This window comes from Sphaerisporangium dianthi, assembly GCF_042654065.1.
In the GTDB taxonomy this organism is placed as follows: Bacteria; Actinomycetota; Actinomycetes; order Streptosporangiales; family Streptosporangiaceae; genus Sphaerisporangium; species Sphaerisporangium dianthi.
On sequence record NZ_JBHSFP010000003.1, the window covers coordinates 329,484 to 349,953 of the forward strand.

Consider the following 20,470-nt stretch of genomic DNA (forward strand, 5'->3'; position numbering starts at 1 on the left):
CGTGAAAGCCTTCAGCTGATTCTTCGGGGCATCCAGAAGCCGATGTGTGAACATGGACAAGCTGAAACTCCTTCGTCCAGCCGCCTACCGGGTTAGCTGACGGGTTCGGGCGTGAAGGTTCGCCCTACGGTCGCGTCCGTGGGCGGGCGCGATCGATTCACCCCAAGGGAGGTGGGTCCCCGGCTCCGCGTGGGAGCGGACTCGGCGGTGGCGCGTGACGGCGGGAGAGGGCTCTCCGCAGAGGACCGGCCGCGCCGGGCAATCTCATCGGCACGGGGTTTTCGCCCTGATGGGCGGTTCCCTTGCCGGGATTCCTACGAGAGTAATACATCGGACAAACATGATGCAAGTAGGACAAATCTCTTAAGGCTGTCCGGGCTTGCGGTGGCAAAAAGGCGCGCACCGGCCGGGCGCCTGACATGGTCGCGTGGTTGACCTGCGGCGACATGGGTAGGGTACCGCGGTCGTCGCTCCGGGCTCCCGGTGCCGGGCCCCGCTGGGGCGGCGCTGCGCGAGTGATACTTGAAACGCCCGTGCCCTTGCGTGTCAAATGGGGCGAAAGTTACGGGCGTGACGCGGGCGGCGAGGCACGCGACCGGACAACGGCCCGGCCGTCGTCGGCCGCCGTTCATCGTCTGTTCCCTCCTTCGTAGGGTCGCCGGGCTAGGTTGCATGCGTCGTGAACGTGTCAATGCCCGGCGTGGAGAGGAACGGTCGAAGCCGCGTGCGGGAGCAGGGGTCGGCCGTCGCCTGGGTGGAGTCTCCCCTCCAGTTGCTGTGCGCGGTCGAGGCGCGGCACGCCGGCGTGATCGGGCCTGACACGCGCGTGGTGACCCGTGGCAGGCTGCCGGGCCTGGGCGTGACCCGGGCCGAGCTGGACGCGCTCGACCTTCCCCCCGGACTGCGCATCGAGGCCGCCGAAGCGGGCATGCCCCGCCCAGGGCGGCACGCCGCCTGGGTGCTCGGCGACGCCTTCTCCGGCAGGCTCCAGCTCACGTCGCTGACCGCCTTTCCCTCGCGCATGGTCCTCGTCGACGACGGCCTGGCCACGATCCGCCTGCTCGAACTGCTGACCGCCGGCCTCGGTGCCCCGCTGCTGCGCGCCCGCGCCGAGGCGAGGCCGACCCGGCGGGCCCTCGGCGTCGCGGCGGGGATCCGCCTGCGCGCGGCGGCCAGGGCGGGACGGCTCACCGTGTTCACCGCGCTGCCCGTCCCCGCCGGGCTGGCCGCCGCCGTGCGCGGGCTCGGCGCCGAGCTGATCACCCACGATTTCGCCTGGCTGCGCTCCCAGCCCGCGCGCTCCCATCCGCGCCCGCCCGAGAGCACCGTGGTCCTCGGCACCTCCCTGGTGCGCAACGGGCTGATCCACCGCGACCGCTACCTCGCCTGGCTCTTCGCCCTCGAAGGGCCGCTGGCCTACTACCCGCACCGCCGCGAGGACCCGGGCGACCTCGCGGCCGTCCGCGACCACCCGGGCGTCACCGTGTACGACGCCGGGGTCCCGGTCGAGATGACCCTGCGTGACCTGCGCCCCGGCCAGCGCGTGCTGAGCCTGCCGTCCACGGCCGTCACCTCGCTGCGCGTGCTGCTCGGCGCGCGCGGCGTGCCGGTCGAGACCGTGGACGTGCCCGATGACTGGTGGACTCCCTCCGCGTCGGTGTCCCTCCGATCGCATCTCCAAATGTTCGCGCACGAAAGGGCTTCTCCTTGAGCCGGGTTCTCGCTGTGGCCGATTCGGACTCGTATCTGAAATGGGCGGCGGGTCTTCTCGACCAGCTTCCGGGCGGTTGGACCTCGACGCTGGCCGTCGTGCGCACTCCGATCGCGCCGTCCGAGGCCCAGATCGCCGCCGCCGTCAGCGGCACCCGGTCGGGCGCCGCCGAGCCGCCCGCCGTGGTGTCGGCGCGGGCGCTGCGCCGCATCGCCGAGCGCGACCGGCCCGACGCCATCCTGCTGGCCTGCACGGGGCCCGTGGTCGACGTGCTGGTCAGCGACGTGCTCGACGGGCTTTCGCCCAGGCCGGTCCTGGTGTCGGGCCTGCCGGGCATCTCGATCCCCGCCACCGAGAAGGCATGGCTCTACCGGGGCGGCTGCGACCTGTTCGTCGTGCACAGCGGCAGGGAGGTCGAGGAGTTCGGGCGCATCGGCAGGGAACTGGGCGCCGCGGGCTCGATGGCCCTGGCCCGCCTGCCCTATCTCGACCACCGCGCCGCCGGCGCCGGCTCGCGCAAGCGGGTGGTGTTCGCCACCCAGGCCAAGGTGCCCAAGCGGCGCGAGGACCGCGAGAGCATCCTGCTGGCCCTCGCCCGGCTCGCCGAGGCGCGTCCCGAGCTGGACGTCGTGGTCAAGCTGCGCGCCCTTGAGAACGAGCGCCAGACCCACAACGAGCGCTACCACTACGAGCGCCTGTGGCGGTCGCTGGCGGACTCCGGCGCCGTACGGCCCGGCGCCGTCCGGTTCGCCGCCGGCGCCATGCACGAGCACCTGGCCGAGGCGGCGGGCTTCGTGACGGTCAGCTCCACCGCGGCGCTGGAGGCGATCGCCGGCCGCGTCCCGCTGCTGGTCCTCTCGGACTTCGGGGTCAGCGCCGAGATGATCAATCTGGTGTTCGAGGACAGCGGCTGCCTGGGCACCCTCGACGACCTGGCGCGCGGCGAACTGCGGCATCCCACCGCGGCCTGGTGCGAGGCCAACTACTTCCACGACCCGGTCACCAGCGACTGGGTCACCCGGCTTTCGGCGCTGGCCGCCGAGGCGCGCGCCGGCGGGCTCGCGCCGGTGCGGCCCCTGCTCACCGGACCCGAGCACGCCGCGGCGCGGCGCCGGGCCCGCCTGCGGGTGGAGATCCCGCCGAACGTGCTGCGCGCCGGGTACCGCGCGCGCCGCCGGATGCGCCGCTACCTGAAGGCGCTGGGCTGAGCACGGCCGGGCGGCGTGAAGGTCCGGCGCCGCCCCGATCGCCGTGAAACTTTCGCGCCCTCCGGATCGCATCGGCGAAGGCATCGGCGTTGCCGCCGTGTCCCGCCGGGTGGAACCGTGCGATGGCGCTTTGACAAGTTCGGGCGCGCGCTCACAATGAGTCCCGATGACCTCCGGGCGACGGGAGAGAGAGCGATGGCCGACACCTCTGAGCCCGCGGCCGGCGGTCACCGGCGGCGACCCGCCCGGCGGGTGACGCTGCTCGCCGCCGCGCTCCTCGGCGCCGGCCTCGCCGTCCCGCAGCGCCCGGCCGTGGCGGGCGCCGCCGCCCCGGCCGATGCCGCCGCCCCGGCGGGCGCCGCCGCCACCACGCTGGGAGGCGCGGCCGCGGTCACCGGCCGCTACTTCGGTGCCGCCGTCGCCGCGTCCCACCTCGGCGAGGCGCCCTACGCCACCGTTCTCGACCGGGAGTTCACCTCTCTCACCCCCGAGACCGAGATGGCCTTCGACTCGGTCGAGCCCGCGCGCGGGACTTTCGTCTTCACCCGCGCCGACAGCATCGTCGCCCACGCGCAGAGCGCGGGGCTGCGGGTGCGCGGGCACAGCCTCATCTCGGACTCCCACCTGGTCTGGGTGAGCGCGCTGTCGTCCGCCACCGACGCCGCGAGGGCGCTCACCGACCATGTCGGCGCCGTGGCGGGCCACTTCAGGGGCAAGATCCACTCCTGGGACGTGGTGACCGAGGCGTTCGACCCCCGGGGTGTCCTGCGCCGGAACGTGTTCCAGCAGCGCATCGGCAGCGGCTACATCGAGCTGGCGTTCCGGACCGCCCGCGCCGCCGATCCGGGCGCGCGGCTGTGCTACAACGAATACGGCATCGAGGACGCCGCCTCCGCCAAGACCCAGGCCGTCATGGCGTTGGTGAAGGACTTCAAGACCCGCGGCGTGCCCATCGACTGCGTCGGCATCGAGTCGCACTTCGGGCCCTCGTCGCCGATGCCGGCGAGCTACGGCCAGACCATACGGCAGTTCGCCGCGCTCGGCGTGGACGTGCAGATCACCGAACTGGACATCGCGGGTTCCGGCGCGGCCCAGGCCGCGGCCTACCGCACGGCGGTCACCGCCTGCGTGTCGACCCCGCGCTGCACCGGCATCACCGTGTGGGGGGTCACCGACAAGTACTCCTGGCGCTCCGGAGAGACCCCGTTGCTCTTCGACGGCGTCTACAACAAGAAGCAGGCCTACTTCGGCGCGATGTCGGGCATGGTCATCTGCGAGGTCGCCGCTCCGGCCCCGCCGCCGGCCTCGGGCGAGGCCCGGTCGCGGGCCGCCTGCTGAGACCCGGCCGGACGCCGCCGCTCAGCGCGACAGCGCGCGGCGCAGACGCGAGAGCGGGCGGGGCCTGGCGGGCTCCGGAGCCGGCACGAGGCCGACGGAGGCCAGCCGCCGGTTCTTGAAATAGCGGGCCTGCGGGCCGTGGGTCTCGATGTAGCGGGCCGCGGCCTCGCGCAGCGCCGGATAGTGCTCGCTCTGCATGCAGAAGCCGACCGCCTCCACGAGCGCCCGCAGGTCGGCCTCGGGCGGCTCGGCGATCGAGCCGTCCGGCGCCAGGCGCGGCACGGTGGCGTCGACGATGGTCACCGGGACGCGGTTGCTGTTCTCGTAGGGCGCCAGCCGTTCGAGGACGACGTCGCAGCCCATGGTCGCGATCGGGATGCCGAAAAGCCGGTGTGCGGTCATCAGCGCGGTGGAGAAGCAGCCGACGACCAGCTCGGGGCGCAGCGCCAGGAAGCAGACCTCCGCCGGGACGGCGTCGCCGGCCACGCACAGGTCCACGCCCAGCTCGCGGGCGACCCCGCGCAGCAGGCGGGCGTGCCCGCCGCCGGCCGCCGGGTGCGGCTTGAACAGCACGCTGCGGTGGCCGCGCGCGGCGAGGGCGCGCAGCATCCCGGCGTGCAGCTCGGCCTCCTCCTCCGCGGTGACGATGTCCAGCGCCGACAGGTACTGCCCGAGGATCACCGCCTCGCCGTACAGGCCCTCCACGGCGGGCATGTCCTCCAGCACCCGCCGGAACGCCGCGTCCGGCAGCGGGTCGGGCGCGACGCCCACCTCGCGCAGCAGCAGCGGGGTGAGGCCGGGCAGCAGGTCCAGGTGGAGCAGCCGGGTGATCCGGCCGGAGATCTCCAGCGGCAGCGGGTCGCGCGTCGGCCCGTAGCTCATCAGCCCGTCGGAGTACACGGTGATCGGGCAGTCGCGGATCAGCGCCGCCACCGTCCTGGCCGGGGGGACCGCCACCGACTCCAGCACCAGCTCGCCGGCCCCCTCGCCCAGCGAGAGATGGGAGCGGAGCAGGCGCTCCAGCATGGGGACCTCGATGACGCGGGCCTTCCAGTCGGAAGGGTGCAGCGGCGCCACGATGTCGTTCCACGACCAGACCTCGTCGAACCGCGGCCGCAGCGCCGCGAACCCGGGAGCCTCGTCCAGCGACGGGGTGACCTCGGGGATCGCCGCGTTGTTGGACACCAGCAGGACGCGGCGGCCGTCGTGCGGGCCGAACCTGCCCGCGTCCATGGCCGCCGCCAGCGTCATCGTCCCGAACAGCGTGGAGCTGTAGAAGACCTGCGTCATGTCGAACGCTCCTCGGTCTGTCTGCGGGGTCGGGGGAGCAGGTGACCGATCAGGGCCTCGCGCTCCTCGTCCAGGCCCGTCTCGCCGAGCAGGTCCGCCGGAAGCCCGGCGAGGACGTCGCGCGCCCTGGCCTCGAAGCGGGCCCGCAGCGCGGGGGAGAAGCGGCCGCCGAGCTCCAGGTGGTGGGCCAGCAGGGCGCAGAAGGTGCGCACCGCCTTGGGCCGCAGGTGCGGCTCGCCCTCGATCTGCTTGAACACCAGGTCGAAGGCGTCGAAGAAGTGCAGTTGCCGCTCGTCGCCGATCTGGGTGAGCGACGTGGACACCATCCGGCGGTAGAACACGCCCGCGAGGGACGCCACGGCGTACGAGCGCGCCTCGCGGTGCAGCCGCCAGATCCATGGGCGGTCCTCGGCGGTGTGCAGGTGCCCGGGGAAGGCGAGCAGGTCGCCCAGCGAGCGCCGGTACACCCCGGCCCAGGCGTAGGGATAGTCGACCATCGTCTTCGCGCCGGCGGGCAGGATGCCGTCCCGCGGGTCGAGCGCCACCCCGCGCCTGGCCTGCGGCGCGCGGTGCACGACCCGCTTGCGTCCCTCCACCTGGACGTGGTCCACCCGGACGAAGTCGCAGCCGAGCCCGTCGATCGCCTCCACGAGCCGGGGCAGGTACCCCCGCGCCAGCCAGTCGTCACCGTCCAGGAAGGTGACGTACCGGCCGGAGGCGAGGGACAGGCCGGCGTTGCGGGCGTCGGCCAGTCCCACCGGCGCCGCGTTGCGCAGCACCGACAGCCCCGGCAGGTCATCGCGGAAGTCGTCGATGACCTGCGGGGTCGCGTCCACCGATCCGTCGTCGACGACGATGAACTCGAAGTCGGGCCGCGCGTTGTGCCGCAGCGAGGCCAGCGTGTCGGCGATGAACGGGCCCGCGTCCCGCACCGGCACGACGACCGACAGCGTGATCACCGCCGCCCCCCGTCCCGTGCCGCGGAGCCGGCCCCGCTCGCCCGCCGCCGGCGCGCGTGCATTCCGTGGTCCTTTCCTAAGAGTTACGACAGGTCGTCGCGGCGCCGCCTCAGACGGTGACGCGGCGCAGGCGGGACTTCGGGGCCTCCTCGCCCGGGAAGACCCGCTTGACCCCGTCGCCGAGGGCCTGCTCGATGATCCGGATGTCGCGCACCAGGTGCTCCAGGCCGCTCGGCTCCAGCGAGGCCGCGTGGTCCGAGCCCCACATCGTGCGGTCCAGGGTGATGTGCCGCTCGACGGTGACCGCGCCCAGCGTCACCGCGGCCAGCGAGATCTGCAGGCCGCGCTCGTGGCCGGAGTAGCCGACCGGGACGCCGTACCGGTCCTGCAGGGTCATGATCGTGCGCAGGTTGGCCTCCTCCGGCGGCAGCGGGTAGGTGGAGGTGGCGTGCATCATCACGAGCTTGGACGTGCCGAGGATCTCCACGGCCTCGTCGATCTCCTCGAGCGTCGACATGCCGGTGGACAGGATGATCGGCTTGCCGGTGGCGGCCAGCCGGCGGAGCAGCTCGTGGTCGGTCACGCTGGCCGAGGCGACCTTGTGCGTGACGACGTTCATCTCCTCCAGGAAGTCGACCGAGGGGACGTCCCAGGGGGAGGCGAACCAGTCGAGGCCGCGCTCGGCGCAGTACTTGGCGATCTGGGTGTACTCGTCCTGCCCGAACTCCACCCGGTACTTGTACTCCAGGTAGGTCATCTCGCCCCACGGCGTCTGGCGCATCTGGTCGCGCTGGTGCGCCGGCACGGCGATCTCCGGCGTGCGCTTCTGGAACTTCACCGCCTGGCAGCCGGCGTCGGCGGCCACGTCGATGAGGCGGCGGGCGATGTCCAGGTCGCCGTTGTGGTTGATGCCGATCTCGCCGATGACGTACACCGGCTGCCCGGGGCCGACCAGCGACTCGCCGATCTGGACCGGGGCGCCCTTGACCCGCAGCGTCGCGCGGGGGCCGGCGGCGGCCGGCTCGGCGTCCACGGGGCGGGCGGCGAGCACGCGGTCGCACAGCTCGCGCACGGCCCCGGCGCCGCCCTGGTGGCTCAGCACGATGCGCGCGGCGGCCCGCACGCGGGGGTGGGCGTCGGGCACGGCGACCGGCCAGCCGACGAGCTCCATGCAGCCGAGGTCGTTGAGGTCGTTGCCGACGTAGGCCACCCGCGCCGGGTCGAGCCCCTCGATGCTGAGCCAGTCGCGCAGGGCGGTCTGCTTGGAGGCCAGGCCCTGCAGGACCGGGACGCCCAGCTTGCGGGCGCGGGCCGTCACGACCGGGTTCCGCTCCGTGGACAGCACGAGGATCTTGACGCCGGAGCGCTTGAGCAGGGAGACGCCGAGGCCGTCCGAGCGGCTGACGGCGACCGTCTCGCGGCCGTCCTGGTCGAGGTAGACCAGGTCGTCGGTGTGCACGCCGTCGAAGTCGGTGATCACCGCGTCCACGTCGAGCGGCCCGGGACGGTCGACGAACGGGGCCAGCGCGCGGACGATCTCCAGGTCCTCGGGGGTGTCGACCTCCACGGCGTGCCGGGAGGGCACGGGCTGGACGGCGACGGTGCCGAAGAACCGGTGCCCGTGCTCGCGCAGCCCGGTGGTGCGGATGGCGTAGAAGGCGCCGGTCTCGCGGTATTCCGGCTCCCGGTCCTGGCGGCGCGGGCGGTGTGCCGGGTCGTGGTTGACCCCGCTCACCCCGCCGTCGCCGGCCGCCCACACGAACTCGTGGGTGGGCAGCCCGGAGAACACCACGTCGGCGGTCCCGTCCAGCACCTTGGCGACGGCGGCGTCCAGGTCGGCGGGGTCGATGAAGGCGCTGGTGCACTGGACGAGCACGACGACCTCGGGGTCGGCGCCGAGCTGGTCGAGCGCGTGCAGCAGGGCCGACTCGCTGGAGGCCGTCGCGCCGCTCAGCTCGGCGGGGCGCCTGATCACCTGGGCGCCGGCGGCGCGGGCCGCGGCGGCGATGCCGTCGTGGTCGGTGCTGACGGCCACCTGGTCGATGAGCCCGGCTTCGGTGCAGGAGGAGACCGCGCGGACGACCAGGGGCGTGCCGCCCACCTTGGCCAGGTTCTTCAGCGGGACGCCCGCAGAACCTCCACGGGCGGGGACGACGGCCAGGACTCGCAAGGTTGACTCCCTGATATGCGGCGTGCGAGCGCGCCGCAGCGGGGCGACGCTCGTAAGGTGTCACGCACGCTAACCACCCGCGCCGTCCAGGAAGGAGAGGGAGAGCTGAACGTCCAGCGTCACTCCTGTTAACACTTGGAGAGTCGCGTCGCCGCGGGGGTGCGGCCCGGCGACGTCCGGTTCACCCGGAGAGCGGCAGCCGCAGGACGAACCGCGTGCCCTCGGGGACGTTCACGACGTGCAGCGTCCCGCCGTGGGCGATGGCGACGTCGCGGGCGATGGCGAGCCCGAGCCCGGTCCCTCCCTTGTTCCTGCTGCGGGCGGCGTCCAGCCGGGTGAAGCGGTGGAAGACCCGCTCGTGGTCCTCCTCGGCGATGCGGTCGCCGTCGTTGGTGACGGCGAGCACGGCCGAGCCGTGCTCGGCGCGCACCTCGACCCTGACCATGTCCGCGGCGTGCCGTCCGGCGTTGTCGAGCAGGTTGTCGATCACCCGGTACAGGTGGGTGCGCACACCCGTCACGATGACGTGCTCCCCGATGTCGGCGATGATCGGCACGCGGCCGGGCCGGTTGGCGATCTCGCCGGCGGCGAGCCGGCCGAGGTCGACCTCCTCCTGGGCCGCGGGGCCGCCCGAGCCGAGCCTGGCCATGAACAGCAGGTCGGTGACGATGGTCTCCAGCCGGTCGGTGTCGCGCAGGGCGCCCCGCACCAGCGTGCCGAGGTCGCTCTCCTCGGGATGCAGCAGCGCGCCCTCGAGCTGGGCGCGCAGCCCCGCGATGGGCGTGCGCAGCTCGTGGGAGGCGTCCGCGGCGAACCTGCGCTGCTGCTCGACCGAGTGCTCGAGACGCGCCAGGGTGCTGTTGACGGCCCGCGCCAGGTGGGAGATCTCGTCCTCTCCGGGAGGCTCCTTGACGCGCAGGGACAGATCGCTGGCGGTGATGTGGGCCAGCTGGGCCCGGATGTGGTCGATCGTGCCGAGACCGCGGTCGGCGGTCTTGGAGGCGACCCAGGCCACCAGGCCGGCGATGGCGGCGATCTGCAGGCCGACGGCCACGTCCAGGACGCGGGTGGAGAGCACCACCGGGGTGGGCGCGGCGGCGTAGACCACCGGGGCGGCGGGGTCGCCGCCGGCGAGCGTCGCGGTCACGTGGAAGCAGTCGGTGGAGTGGCGCCGGCAGGTCGTGAAGTCCAGGAGGTCGTGGGGGAGCACGGGACGCACGTCGCTGAGCGGCGGCAGCTTCTGGCCCTGGGCCGTCGAGGCCAGCAGGTGGTTCCCCGGGCCGATCACCTGGATGACGTCGACGTCGCCGGGGCCGGGGGTGATGGGGTTGCGCAGGGACGACTCCCGGTAGGCCGACACGACCCGCGTGGCGGCCTCCCTGGTCTCGTGCCAGATCGCGTTGGCGACCGTGGCCCTGATGACCAGGTCGGCGGCGACGCCGAGGGGGATCAAGAACAGGGCGGCCAGGACGAGGGAGAGGAGGGTGACCCGCCCTCTGATCGACCGTGGCCAGATGGCGGCCCGTGGGAGGGGCATTGGCAAAGGCTATCCGCGCTGATCTCCGCCAAGATCCGTGAACTGGGAAAGACGTGGCCAAGGGATGGCAAACTCCCCGGGCGAACGGCCCGGGCGGCGCGCCGCCGGAGCCTAGCGTCCGGCGTGCCGGATCACCGGGTCCGGCTGCCGGCGGGGTTGGGGTCTCCCGTAAGGGATCACGGACCGCTACCGTATGGGCAGCAAATCCTATTAATGCTGAGTGTGGGGTTATGGCGCCGAAAGCTTGGCGGGCCTGTCTGTCTTTACCGTTGACGTCCGTGCTGCTCGCCACCCCGGCGGCCGCGGCCGGTGTCCCTCCCGAGGGGCGCGCCCGGCACTCCTCTCCATCTCTATCTCTGGCCGCTCCACCGCGGGCTCCTCAGCCGCGGATCGCCCAGCCGCGGGCCGGCCTCTGGACTTCCCCGGCGGGGGCGGAGGGCCTTGCGACCGTTCTGGAACGCTCCGCGGCCGGCAGGGCCTACTACGTGGACCCCCGCGAGGGCGACGACGAGGCGCCGGGCACCACCCCCGGCAAGGCATGGCGGTCGCTGGGACGGGCGGGCGAGGCCCGGCTGCGCCCGGGGGACACCCTGCTGCTCAAGCGGGGCGGCAAGTGGAAGGGCTCGCTGACGCTGGGCCGCGACGGCACCGCCGGGCACCCCATCACGCTCGGTGCCTACGGCAAGGGCGCACGGCCGAAGATCAGCGGGCGCGACGACGACTGCGTGGTCGTCACCGGCTCCTACTGGCGGATCTCGGAGGTGCGGGCGAGCGACTGCGGATGGGCGGGCTTCCGCGTGGACGGCCGCCACAACGACCTGTGGGACGTGTACGCCGACCGCAACGTCACCGGGGTGTGGATGACCGCGCGCGGCGGGCGCAACGTCGTCCGCAACAGCCAGATCGTGGACAACGACCGGATGAGCGTCGACGACGCGGAGCCGGACAACGACTCCGGCGCGTTCGGCGTGCTGCTGAACGGGGACGACAACCGGGTGATCGGCAACCTGATCACCGGCAGCTACGCCCGCAGCCAGGACTACGTGACCGACGGCGCGGCCGTGGAGGTGTTCGACGGAGACCGCAACCTGATCGCGCACAATGTGGCCAGGGACAACGAGACCTTCACCGAGCTCGGCCACGGGCCCGGCGCGTCCGCCTCGGGGAACCTGTTCGCCAACAACGTGGTGACCTCCTCCCGCCCTCGCGGGTCGTTCCTCATCACGCGCGGCCCCGGGCACATCGTCGGGCCGGTCAGGGGCACGGTGGCGGTCAACAACTCGGTGTACCTGCCCGCGCGCAAGACCATCGGCTTCTCCTGCGCCGACGGCTGCACCAAGAAGATCCTGATCCTGCGCAACAACGCGATCAAGGTCGGCGGCCTCGTCGGGTACGAGGACGCCTCGGGCATCGACGACGCGGGCGGCGTGTACGACGGGAAGGTGAAGGACTTCAAGCCCGGGCGCCGGTCGATCCGCGCGGACCCGCGCTTCAACGGGCGCCATGACCTGCGGCTCCGTTCAGGGTCACCCGCCATCGGGCGGGGGGTACCGCTCAAGGCATCCTGGTACGGCGGGGCGCCCATGGCCCACGACGCGGCGGGACGCACCATCCGGCGTTCGAAGAACCCGGACGCGGGCGCCTATCAACACTGAATCGGATTTATTCCGTACATATCTCCGGAACCTCGGTGAAACCTACATCCGCGAACCTGTGTGGCGGGGCGCTGTGGATGAAATGAAACAGGAGGTCGGCCCGTACGCGTGGTTCGGCTGGACATGAAGAGGCGGTGGTGAAGGTGCTGAGAGTTCGGGTGTCGCTTCCTGACCGGCCGGGGGTCCTGGGGCAGGTCGCCCGGTCGTTCGGGGTGCTCGGCGCGGACATCCTCCAGGTCACGGTCCTGGAGCGCGAGGCCGGCCGGGCGGTCGACGACTTCACCTTGTCCTGGCCGGGCGGGTTCGCCGCGGACGACCTGCGCGAGCGCCTGTCGGTGGTGCCGGGAGTGCGCATCGAGGGCGTGTGGCCGACCCGGGAGGTGCCCGGAGCGAGCCCCGACTACGACCTGCTCGGGCACGTGGTCTCCGACGCCGAGCGGGCCTTCGTCACGCTCGTCGACGCGGTGCCCGACCTGGTCAGCGCCGAGTGGGCCGTCGCGGTGGACTCCGACACCGGCACCGTCGTGCACGGCAGCTGGCAGGCCCCCGGCGTGGAGGAGATGCCCGACCTCACGCCGCTGCGGCCGTCGGCGTTCAGCGAAGGGCCGTTGCACCTGCTCAGCCTGCCGGTCAAGACCGCGGGCCTGCACCTGGTCGTTGCACGCACGGAGGGGCCGGCCTTCCACCAGGTGGAGCTGGACAAGGTCGTCCGGGTGGTCGAGATCATCGCACTGCTCGCCGGAGCGGTGCCCCACCAGCGGCCCGAGACGGCCGCCTGAACCCGGCGCCCCGCTACCGGCGGGGCGGGTCGATGCGGTTGCCCTGCGCCGTGAACAGCATCAGCCTGCTGAGGTCCACGGCGACGTGGCCCACCTCGCCGGCGCGCCAGACCGGCCGCGAGCCGAGCCGGACGATGATGTCGGCGCGGCGGTGGTGCCCGCTGCCGGGGGTGGGCGTGGTCTCCTCGGCCGGGTGGACGTTGTCCCCGCCGGAGATGAAGCGCCGCATCATCGTGCGCACCCGGCTCGGCGTCCCGTGCGCCGCGTGCCCGTTGCCGTTGGCGTGGCCGTTGACCGTCGACGGGGTGGGCTCGGGCGCGGCCACGGCCGGGATGCCCACCTCCAGATAGGCGAGCCACTCGTGGCCGTGGTACTCCAGCGCCCGGACCCTGCCGGTGAAGTGCGGGCCTTCGGTGCCGTCGGGGACGGGCGTCAGCCCGTCCGGGCGGATGCCCACGATGATCTGGCTGCCGGTGTGCTGGGAGACGGCGTACGCCCGGGGGTCGGTCCAGGGCATGGTGATGTGGTGCAGCCCGAAGTCCAGGGAGATGTACTGGTTCTGCGGGGTGCGCACCGCCGCAGACAGCAGGTTCAGCTGCTGTGAGCTGAGGAAGGCCGCCACGAAGGCGGTGGCCGGGTCGTTGTAGATCTGCCCCGGGGTGCCCACGTCCTGCAGGACGCCGCGGTTCATGATGGCGATGCGGTCGGCCAGCGTGAGCGCCTCGACCTGGTCGTGCGTGACGTAGATCGTCGTCACGCCGAGCGCGCGGACCAGCGAGGAGATCTCCATGCGCAGTTCGGTGCGCATGCCGGCGTCGAGGTTCGACAGCGGCTCGTCCATCAGGAACAGCGAGGGCTGGCGCACGATCGCCCTGCCCATCGCCACGCGCTGGCGCTGCCCGCCCGAGAGCGTTCCAGGCCGGCGGTCCAGCGTCTCGTCGATGTGCAGGGCCCGGGAGAGCTCGACCACGCGCTCCCTGACCATGTTCGGATCGGCCTTGGCGATCTCCAGAGGGAAGGAGATGTTGCCCCGGACGGTGCGGTGAGGATAGAGGGCGCCGTTCTGGAAGACCATGGCCACGTCGCGGTCGCGAGGGGCGAGGTCGTTCGCGTGCTTCCCGTCGAGGTAGAGATCGCCGGCGGTGATCTCCTCCAGGCCGGCGATCATGCGCAACAGCGTGGACTTCCCGCATCCGGACGGTCCGAGCAGGACGAGTAGCTCGCCCTCCTCCGCTCGCAGACTCATGCGATCGACCGCGAGATGCCCCCCGGGGTACACCTTTGTCACGCTGTCGAGAACGACGGTACTCATCGTCACTCGTTCCTCCCGGGCATGAGAGCCCGGATCCCAGCCGTCATTGTGATTGATGAGGTAGTACATCGCGTCCCGGGCCACCGTGTCCATACGTGTCGTAATAAATCGCTCATCCACCGGTTACTTGACCGTTGCCTGCTCGATTACGTCAGGACAGGCGCAAACACAGAGCGCCACCGGGGTCACGGGAAGGCCGTCTCGATGGTGACGGTGTGTGCCGCTCGCCCGGTCCGGAGGAGGTAATGCCGATGCAATGACGGACGTGTCACAATTTGCAGCAACTTTCCGAAAGGTCTTTCATGTCAGTTCACACGCCTGTTACGTTCCGCGTACCCGGTCGACGTGGCCCCCCAACAGGGACGGCCCGCGACCACCGGGCCTCATCAATGGAGCTGAGCAAGGAGTGCACACAATGCGGCGAGGCATCTCGGCCGCGGCGGCAGCCGCGGCGCTCGCGCTGGCGGTTTCCGCCTGCGGCGGCCAGGACACCCCCACCTCGTCGGCCGCCCCGGCCGCGAGCGGCGGCGCCTCGGCCGTCTCCGGAGAGGTGACATGGTGGGACACCTCGGACGCCACCAACGAGGGGCCCGTCTTCCAGGAGCTGATCAAGGACTTCCAGGCGAAGTACCCCAAGGTCAAGGTGAACTACGTCAACGTGCCGTTCGCCGACGCGCAGAACAAGTTCAAGACGGCGGCGCAGAGCGGCTCGGGCGCCCCTGACGTGCTGCGCGCCGAGGTCGGCTGGGTCGCCGAGTTCGCCTCCCTTGGGTACCTGGCCCCGCTGGACGGCACCCCCGCCGTCGACAAGCCGGACGACTTCCTCGCCAGCCCCGCGAGCAGCGGCAAGTACAACGGCAAGATCTACGCCGTGCCGCAGGTCACCGACACCCTCGGCCTGCTCTACAACAAGGAGCTGCTCAAGAAGGCCGGCCACGACGCGCCGCCGAAGACCTTCGAGGAGCTCAAGCAGGTGGCGCTGGACGTGAAGTCCAAGGCCGGAGCCGACGGCCTCGCCCTGAACGTGGACGCCTACTTCCTGCTCCCGTTCATCTACGGCGAGGGCGGCGACCTGCTCGACGTCGCGAGCAAGAAGATCACCGTGGCGTCTCCGCAGGCCACCGCCGGCGTGAAGATCGTCGAAGACCTGATCACCTCAGGTGCCGCGGCCAAGCCCGCCATCCAGGACAGCTACACCAACGCCGAGACCGCCTTCAAGGAAGGCAAGGCCGCGATGATCTTCAACGGGCCGTGGTCGAACACCGACAACCTCGGCGGCAAGGTCTTCAAGGACAAGCCTGACAACTTCGGCATCGCGCCGGTGCCGTCCGGCTCGGCCAAGGCCGGCGCCCCGACCGGCGGCCACGACTACGCGGTGTACGCGGGCTCCAAGAACCTGGACGCCTCCTACCTGTTCGTGCAGTTCATGGACTCCGCCGAGAGCCAGGCCAAGGTCGCGGGCAAGCTCGGCCTGCTGCCGGCCCGCCAGTCGGCCTACTCCATGCCCGACGCCCAGGCCAACGACATGATCGCCAAGTGGAAGGACCCCATGGCCGCCGCGGTCGAGCGGCCGTGGATCCCCGAGGGCGGCCAGCTGTTCCAGCCGCTGCTGGAGGGCTACCAGAAGATCGCCGCGGGCCAGAAGGGCACCGAGGCGGCGCTGCAGGACGTGGCCAAGGCCTACCAGGGCATCCTCAAGGGCTGGAGCCTGTGACCGATGACGACTCAGGTCGTTGACGGCACGGCCGCGGGCGCGTCCGCCCGCGGCCGTGACCGCCGTCCCCGTCCCCAGGGCGGGGCGGGCCGGTTCCTCGCGCGCCACTGGTACGCCTGGGCGATGTGCGCGCCGGTCGTGGTCGTCACGCTCGTGCTGATCGGCTACCCGCTGGTGCGCGGCGTCTACCTGTCGCTCACCGACGCGACCGAGGCCAACATGGGCCGCACGATCGGGATGAACGTCATCCCTTCGACCTACGAGTTCGTCGGCCTGTCCAACTACACCGCCATCGTCACCTCCAGCGAGTTCCTGTCCCGGCTCGGCTGGACGGTGACCTGGACCCTGGTGTGCGTCGCGCTGCACTACGGCATCGGCCTCGGCCTGGCGCTGCTGCTGAACCGGCCGATGCGGTTCCGCTCGCTCTACCGCATGATGCTCGTGCTGCCGTGGGCGGTGCCGGCGTTCGTGTCGGCCTTCATCTGGCGCTACCTGCTCAACGGCGAGTTCGGCGTCGTCAACGCGATGCTGCGGGCGGCGGGATTCGCCGGCGTCGACTGGCTGGACGACCCGCTGTGGGCCAAGGCCTCGGTCATCGCCGTCAACGTCTGGCTCGGCGTGCCGTTCATGATGCTCGCCCTGCTGGGCGGGCTGCAGGCCATCCCGCGCGAGCTGTACGAGGCGGCCGAGGTCGACGGCGCGACGCCGTGGCAGCGCTTCAGGAACATCACCCTGCCGGGGCTGCGGCCGGTGTCCAGCACGGTCGTGCTGCTCGGCACGATCTGGACCTTCAACCAGTTCCCCGTCATCTTCCTGGTCACGCGGGGCGGTCCAGGCGGGTCCAGCGAGATCCTCGTCACCTACGCCTACCGGCAGGCGTTCGAGGGCATCCGCAACTACTCCGGTTCGGCGGCGTGGGGCGTGCTCATCCTCGTCCTGCTCGTCGTCATGGCCGTGGTCTACCGCCGGGCGCTGCGCCGGCAGGGGGAGGCATGGTGAGCACGGTCACCAGCGCGCGCGTCCCGCGCTCCCGGGGGCGCGAGAGCCGAGGGCCCGGCAGGTCGCTGGCCCTGCACGCGACACTGGTCGTCGCGAGCGCCGTCGCGGTCTTCCCGGTCCTGTGGCTGGTGCTGACCTCGATCAAACCGAGGGACGCCTGGCAGTCCTCCACGGTGGAGCTGTTCAACAACCCGAACCTGGACAATTACGCCCAGGTGCTCGGCCAGACCGCCTTCCCGCGCTGGCTGTTCAACTCGCTGCTGGTCGCGGCGATGACCACGGTGCTCGGCGTGGTGCTGGCGGCCACCACCGGCTACGCGGTCAGCCGCTTCCGCTTCCCCGGCTACCGGTCGATCATGTGGATGCTGCTGGTCACGCAGATGTTCCCCGTGGCGATCCTGATCGTGCCGATCTACAACCTGCTGGCGGGCCTCGGGCTGATCAACCAGTTCCCCGGCCTGGTCATCGCCTACCTGACCTCGACCGTGCCGTTCTGCGCCTGGATGATGAAGGGCTACTTCGACACCGTCCCACAAGAGATCGACGAGGCGGGGCGGGTGGACGGGCTGACCCCGTTCGGCACCTTCTGGCGGCTCATCCTGCCGCTGTCCAAGCCGGGGCTGGCCGTCGCGGCGTTCTACTCCTTCATCACCGCCTGGGCGGAGGTCGCCTACGCGACCGCGTTCATGACCGGGGACGACAAGTACACCCTGGCGGTCGGGATCGGGCAGTTCGTCGGCCAGCACAAGGCCGAGTGGGGCCTGCTCACCGCGTCCTCGGTGCTGATCGCCGTGCCCGCCGCGGTGGTCTTCCTTCTCGTCCAGCGCCACCTGGTCACCGGCCTCACCGCCGGGGCGACCAAAGCCTGACCTCATCGTGGTATCGGTTCTGAAATTTCAGAGAATCGGGGGATCCCAATGACCGACGTCGTCGGCGAAGCCGTTCCCGTCCAGGCGCTCACCCGCTGGTGGCGGGACGCGGTGATCTACCAGGTGTACGTGCGCAGCTTCGCCGACGGCGACGGCGACGGCGTCGGCGACCTGCTGGGCGTGCGCAGCCGGCTGGACTACCTGGCCGAGCTGGGCGTGGACGCCCTGTGGCTGACGCCCTTCTACACCTCTCCCATGGCCGACTTCGGCTACGACGTCGCCGACTACCGGGACGTCGACCCGATCTTCGGCACGCTCGCCGACGCCCGCGCCCTCATCGAGGACGCCCACCGGCACGGGATGCGCGTCATCATCGACGTGGTGCCCAACCACAGCTCGGACCGGCACGCCTGGTTCCTGTCGGCCGTCCAGGCGGGGCCGGGCAGTCCCGAGCGCGACCGGTACATCTTCCGGCCGGGCAAGGGGGAGGCGGGCGAGCTGCCGCCCAACGACTGGGAGTCGGTGTTCGGCGGCCCGGCGTGGACACGGCTGCCCGACGGCGAGTGGTACCTGCACCTGTTCGCCGCCGAGCAGCCCGACCTCAACTGGGACAACCCCGAGGTCCACGCCGAGTTCGAGGCCATCCTGCGCTTCTGGCTGGACCTCGGCGTCGACGGCTTCCGCGTCGACGTCGCCCACGGCATGGTCAAGGCGCCGGGGCTGCCCGACATCGGGTCCGCCGGGCAGATCGAGCTGCTCGGCACCGCCGTCCTGCCCTACTTCGACCAGGACGGCGTCCACGAGATCCACCGGGCCTGGCGCCGCGTGCTGGACTCCTACGACGGCGAGCGCATCGGCGTGGCCGAGGCGTGGGCGCCCTCGCAGGAGCGCCTGGCCCGCTACATCCGCCCGGACGAGCTGCACCAGGCCTTCAACTTCCACTTCCTGAAGACGCCGTGGGACGCAGGGATGCTGCGCGCGGTGATCGACGAGTCGGTGGCCACCGCCGCCCTCGTCGGCGCCCCGCCCACGTGGGTGCTGTCCAACCACGACGTCAAGCGGCACGTCACCCGGTACGGAGACGGCGACCTCGGCCTGCGCCGCGCCCGCGCTGCGGCGCTGATGATGTTCGCGCTCCCCGGGTCCGCCTACGTCTACCAGGGCGAGGAACTGGGCCTGCCCGAGGTGCTCGACCTGCCGGAGGAGGTCTGCCAGGACCCGCAGCGGCTGCGCCATCCCGACGACGGCCGCGACGGCTGCCGCGTCCCCATCCCCTGGGCGCACTCCGAGCCGCCGTTCGGGTTCAGCCCGCCGGGGATCGAGGACACCTGGCTGCCGGTCCCGGCGTCCTGGGGGCCGCTCAGCGTGGAGGCCCAGCTCGGCGACCCCGCCTCCACGCTCTCGCTGTACCGGGAGGCGCTGCGGCTGCGGCGCGAGCACCCCGCGCTCGGCGACGGCGGTCTCGCCTGGCGGGAGTCGCCCGCGGGGACGCTGATGTTCACCAGGGGGGACGGCTTCGCCTGCACGCTCAACGCCACGGACGAGATCGTGGAGCTGCCCAGGCCCGGCGCCCTGCTGCTGTCGAGCGGCCCGGTGACCGTCGAGGGCGACATGGTCAGGCTCGCGCCGGATTCCGCGGCGTGGTGGACACTCGGCGATGCGTGAAGTAACGGCCTTGACTTCCTCTCCACGGCTAGAGCCGGGGATTCCAACCCTCACGGGTCGGGTGTCCTGCTTCACCGCCGGCCGCCTGCCGGGCTTGCGCCCTTGGGGTCTCATGCCGGCTCCACAGGCGTTTCACCTCTCGGCCAGCCCGGCCGCGAGGATGTTCCCGGCCGCGTTCACGTCCCGGTCGTGGGAGATGCCACAGGCGCATTCCCACGTCCGGACGTCCAACGGCATGGCGTCTTGGACGGTGCCGCACGCGCTGCACAGCTTGCTCGAAGGGAAGCAGCGGTCCACGACCAGAAGTTCCCTGCCGTACCACCGCGACTTGTACTCCAGCATGGACCGCAACTCGCGCCAGGAGGCATCACAGATCGCGCGGGCCAGGCCGTGATTGCGAACCATGTTGCGCACGGCCAGGTCTTCCACGGCGATCACGTGGTTCTCGCGAACAAGCCGTGTGGTGACCTTGTGCAGCAGATCGCGGCGGCGATCGCTGATCCGCGCGTACACCTTGGCGACCTTCAGGCGTGCCTTGGCCCGGTTGTTGCCGTCCCTGGCCTTGCGGACGAGTGCTCGCTGGGCCTTGGCAAGGCGCTTGCGGTCGGCCCGCTCGTGCCTGGGATCGGCGATCTTCTCCCCGGTGGAGAGCGTCAGCAGGGCATTGATTCCCGCGTCCACCCCGACCGTGTTCCGGCTGGGGTCCAGAGGGCGGATCTTCTCCTCGACCAGGATGGAGACGAACCAGCGCCCCACCGCGTCCCGGCTCACCGTCACCGTGGACGGCTCCGCTCCGTCGGGCAGCGGACGCGACCAGCGGATGTCCAGCGGCTCATCCATCTTCGCCAGCGTCAGTTGCCCGGCCCGCCAGCGGAACGCCGACCGCGTGTATTCCGCCGACCCCCCGGACTTCTTGCGGGACTTGAACGTCGGGTACTTCGCCCGTTCAGCGAAGAAGTTCGCGAACGCCGCCTGAAGATGTCTCAGCGCCTGCTGGAGGGGGACCGAGGAAACCTCGTTCGGAAAGCCCAGTTCTTCGGTGCGTTTCCACACGGTGAGTGTGGCCGGGGACTGCACGTAGGAGACCCGCCGGCGTTCCAGCGTGTAGGCGCGGGTCCGCTGTTCGAGGGCCTTGTTGTAGACCAGGCGCACGCATCCGAACGTCGGGGCCAGCTCTTCGGCCTGCCCGAGGGTCGGATAGAAGCGGTACTTGTAGGACCGCTTGACGATCTGCGCCATGTCTCACTTTTGTCGCACGCTCGGG

The 20,470-nt window shown here is 71.5% G+C and carries 14 protein-coding genes, 1 pseudogene and 1 riboswitch; of the genes and pseudogenes, 9 read left to right on the top strand and 6 right to left on the bottom strand.

Annotated features, from left to right (window positions below):
- Positions 1–65: 65 nt before the first annotated feature.
- Positions 66–217: riboswitch (cyclic di-AMP (ydaO/yuaA leader) on the bottom strand.
- A 507-nt stretch (positions 218–724) separates the two neighbouring features.
- From ACFO60_RS07500 to ACFO60_RS07510, 3 genes are all read left to right on the top strand, one after another.
- A complete protein-coding gene (locus tag ACFO60_RS07500) occupies positions 725–1,711 on the top strand; it encodes a hypothetical protein (protein WP_380838529.1) in 987 nt (328 codons plus the stop codon).
- A 14-nt stretch (positions 1,712–1,725) separates the two neighbouring features.
- The gene (locus ACFO60_RS07505) at positions 1,726–2,919 is read left to right on the top strand and encodes a DUF6716 putative glycosyltransferase (protein WP_380838531.1); all 1,194 of its coding nucleotides are present in this window, start codon (positions 1,726–1,728) and stop codon (positions 2,917–2,919) included.
- A gap of 195 nt (positions 2,920–3,114) precedes the next feature.
- Positions 3,115–4,257 (top strand): glycoside hydrolase family 10 protein, encoded by a 1,143-nt coding sequence (locus tag ACFO60_RS07510; protein WP_380838533.1) that lies wholly within the window; start codon positions 3,115–3,117, stop codon positions 4,255–4,257.
- Positions 4,258–4,278: 21 nt separating this feature from the next.
- On the opposite strand, the gene ACFO60_RS07515 is transcribed toward ACFO60_RS07510, so the two are convergent.
- The 4 genes from ACFO60_RS07515 to ACFO60_RS07530 all read right to left on the bottom strand — a co-directional run bounded on the left by ACFO60_RS07515 (position 4,279) and on the right by ACFO60_RS07530 (position 10,213).
- Complete coding sequence (locus ACFO60_RS07515; protein WP_380838535.1) at positions 4,279–5,547, bottom strand: polysialyltransferase family glycosyltransferase; 1,269 nt, start codon at positions 5,545–5,547, stop codon at positions 4,279–4,281.
- Positions 5,544–6,506, bottom strand: a complete 963-nt coding sequence (locus tag ACFO60_RS07520; RefSeq protein WP_380838537.1) for a glycosyltransferase family 2 protein — start codon at positions 6,504–6,506, stop codon at positions 5,544–5,546. The genes ACFO60_RS07515 and ACFO60_RS07520 overlap by 4 nt, the downstream gene beginning before the upstream one ends.
- A gap of 109 nt (positions 6,507–6,615) precedes the next feature.
- Positions 6,616–8,676, bottom strand: a complete 2,061-nt coding sequence (locus tag ACFO60_RS07525) for an N-acetylneuraminate synthase family protein (RefSeq protein WP_380838539.1) — start codon at positions 8,674–8,676, stop codon at positions 6,616–6,618.
- Between the two features lie 181 nt (positions 8,677–8,857).
- Complete coding sequence (locus ACFO60_RS07530; protein ID WP_380838541.1) at positions 8,858–10,213, bottom strand: sensor histidine kinase; 1,356 nt, start codon at positions 10,211–10,213, stop codon at positions 8,858–8,860.
- A gap of 278 nt (positions 10,214–10,491) precedes the next feature.
- Between ACFO60_RS07530 and ACFO60_RS07535 the strand changes: the two genes are divergently transcribed.
- Both ACFO60_RS07535 and ACFO60_RS07540 read left to right on the top strand, forming a co-directional pair.
- Complete coding sequence (locus tag ACFO60_RS07535; RefSeq protein WP_380838542.1) at positions 10,492–11,868, top strand: right-handed parallel beta-helix repeat-containing protein; 1,377 nt, start codon at positions 10,492–10,494, stop codon at positions 11,866–11,868.
- Positions 11,869–12,026: 158 nt separating this feature from the next.
- Positions 12,027–12,647 carry an ACT domain-containing protein gene (locus ACFO60_RS07540; protein ID WP_380838544.1) on the top strand — a complete coding sequence of 207 codons (621 nt, stop codon included), beginning with the start codon at positions 12,027–12,029 and terminating at the stop codon, positions 12,645–12,647.
- A 13-nt stretch (positions 12,648–12,660) separates the two neighbouring features.
- On the opposite strand, the gene ACFO60_RS07545 is transcribed toward ACFO60_RS07540, so the two are convergent.
- The gene (locus tag ACFO60_RS07545; protein ID WP_380838546.1) at positions 12,661–13,959 is read right to left on the bottom strand and encodes an ABC transporter ATP-binding protein; all 1,299 of its coding nucleotides are present in this window, start codon (positions 13,957–13,959) and stop codon (positions 12,661–12,663) included.
- 415 nt (positions 13,960–14,374) lie between these two features.
- Between ACFO60_RS07545 and ACFO60_RS07550 the strand changes: the two genes are divergently transcribed.
- Genes ACFO60_RS07550 through ACFO60_RS07565 form a run of 4 tightly spaced genes read left to right on the top strand, consistent with a single transcriptional unit; the run spans position 14,375 to position 19,206 of the window.
- Complete coding sequence (locus ACFO60_RS07550) at positions 14,375–15,673, top strand: extracellular solute-binding protein (protein WP_380838547.1); 1,299 nt, start codon at positions 14,375–14,377, stop codon at positions 15,671–15,673.
- Positions 15,674–15,676: 3 nt separating this feature from the next.
- Entirely contained in the window at positions 15,677–16,672 is a 996-nt protein-coding gene (locus tag ACFO60_RS07555) for a carbohydrate ABC transporter permease (RefSeq protein WP_380838549.1), read from the top strand.
- Positions 16,666–17,541 (top strand): sugar ABC transporter permease, encoded by an 876-nt coding sequence (locus tag ACFO60_RS07560; RefSeq protein ID WP_380838551.1) that lies wholly within the window; start codon positions 16,666–16,668, stop codon positions 17,539–17,541. Before ACFO60_RS07555 ends, ACFO60_RS07560 begins: the two co-directional genes overlap by 7 nt.
- Before the next feature lie 48 nt (positions 17,542–17,589).
- Positions 17,590–19,206, top strand: a complete 1,617-nt coding sequence (locus ACFO60_RS07565) for a glycoside hydrolase family 13 protein (RefSeq protein ID WP_380838553.1) — start codon at positions 17,590–17,592, stop codon at positions 19,204–19,206.
- A 63-nt stretch (positions 19,207–19,269) separates the two neighbouring features.
- Here ACFO60_RS07565 and ACFO60_RS07570 read toward each other — a convergent pair.
- A pseudogene (locus ACFO60_RS07570) lies at positions 19,270–20,445 on the bottom strand (RNA-guided endonuclease InsQ/TnpB family protein); the annotation flags it as partial.
- Positions 20,446–20,470 lie beyond the last annotated feature (25 nt).

What these genes read in the sequence shown, in the direction of transcription:
- ACFO60_RS07560 (WP_380838551.1), top strand. Translation starts at nt 16,666, where the DNA reads ATGGTGAGCACGGTCACCAGCGCGCGCGTCCCGCGCTCCCGGGGGCGC.
- ACFO60_RS07510 (WP_380838533.1), top strand. Translation starts at nt 3,115, where the DNA reads ATGGCCGACACCTCTGAGCCCGCGGCCGGCGGTCACCGGCGGCGACCC.
- ACFO60_RS07565 (WP_380838553.1), top strand. Translation starts at nt 17,590, where the DNA reads ATGACCGACGTCGTCGGCGAAGCCGTTCCCGTCCAGGCGCTCACCCGC.
- ACFO60_RS07550 (WP_380838547.1), top strand. Translation starts at nt 14,375, where the DNA reads ATGCGGCGAGGCATCTCGGCCGCGGCGGCAGCCGCGGCGCTCGCGCTG.
- ACFO60_RS07555 (WP_380838549.1), top strand. Translation starts at nt 15,677, where the DNA reads ATGACGACTCAGGTCGTTGACGGCACGGCCGCGGGCGCGTCCGCCCGC.
- ACFO60_RS07545 (WP_380838546.1), bottom strand. Translation starts at nt 13,959, where the DNA reads ATGAGTACCGTCGTTCTCGACAGCGTGACAAAGGTGTACCCCGGGGGG.
- ACFO60_RS07530 (WP_380838541.1), bottom strand. Translation starts at nt 10,213, where the DNA reads ATGCCCCTCCCACGGGCCGCCATCTGGCCACGGTCGATCAGAGGGCGG.
- ACFO60_RS07515 (WP_380838535.1), bottom strand. Translation starts at nt 5,547, where the DNA reads ATGACGCAGGTCTTCTACAGCTCCACGCTGTTCGGGACGATGACGCTG.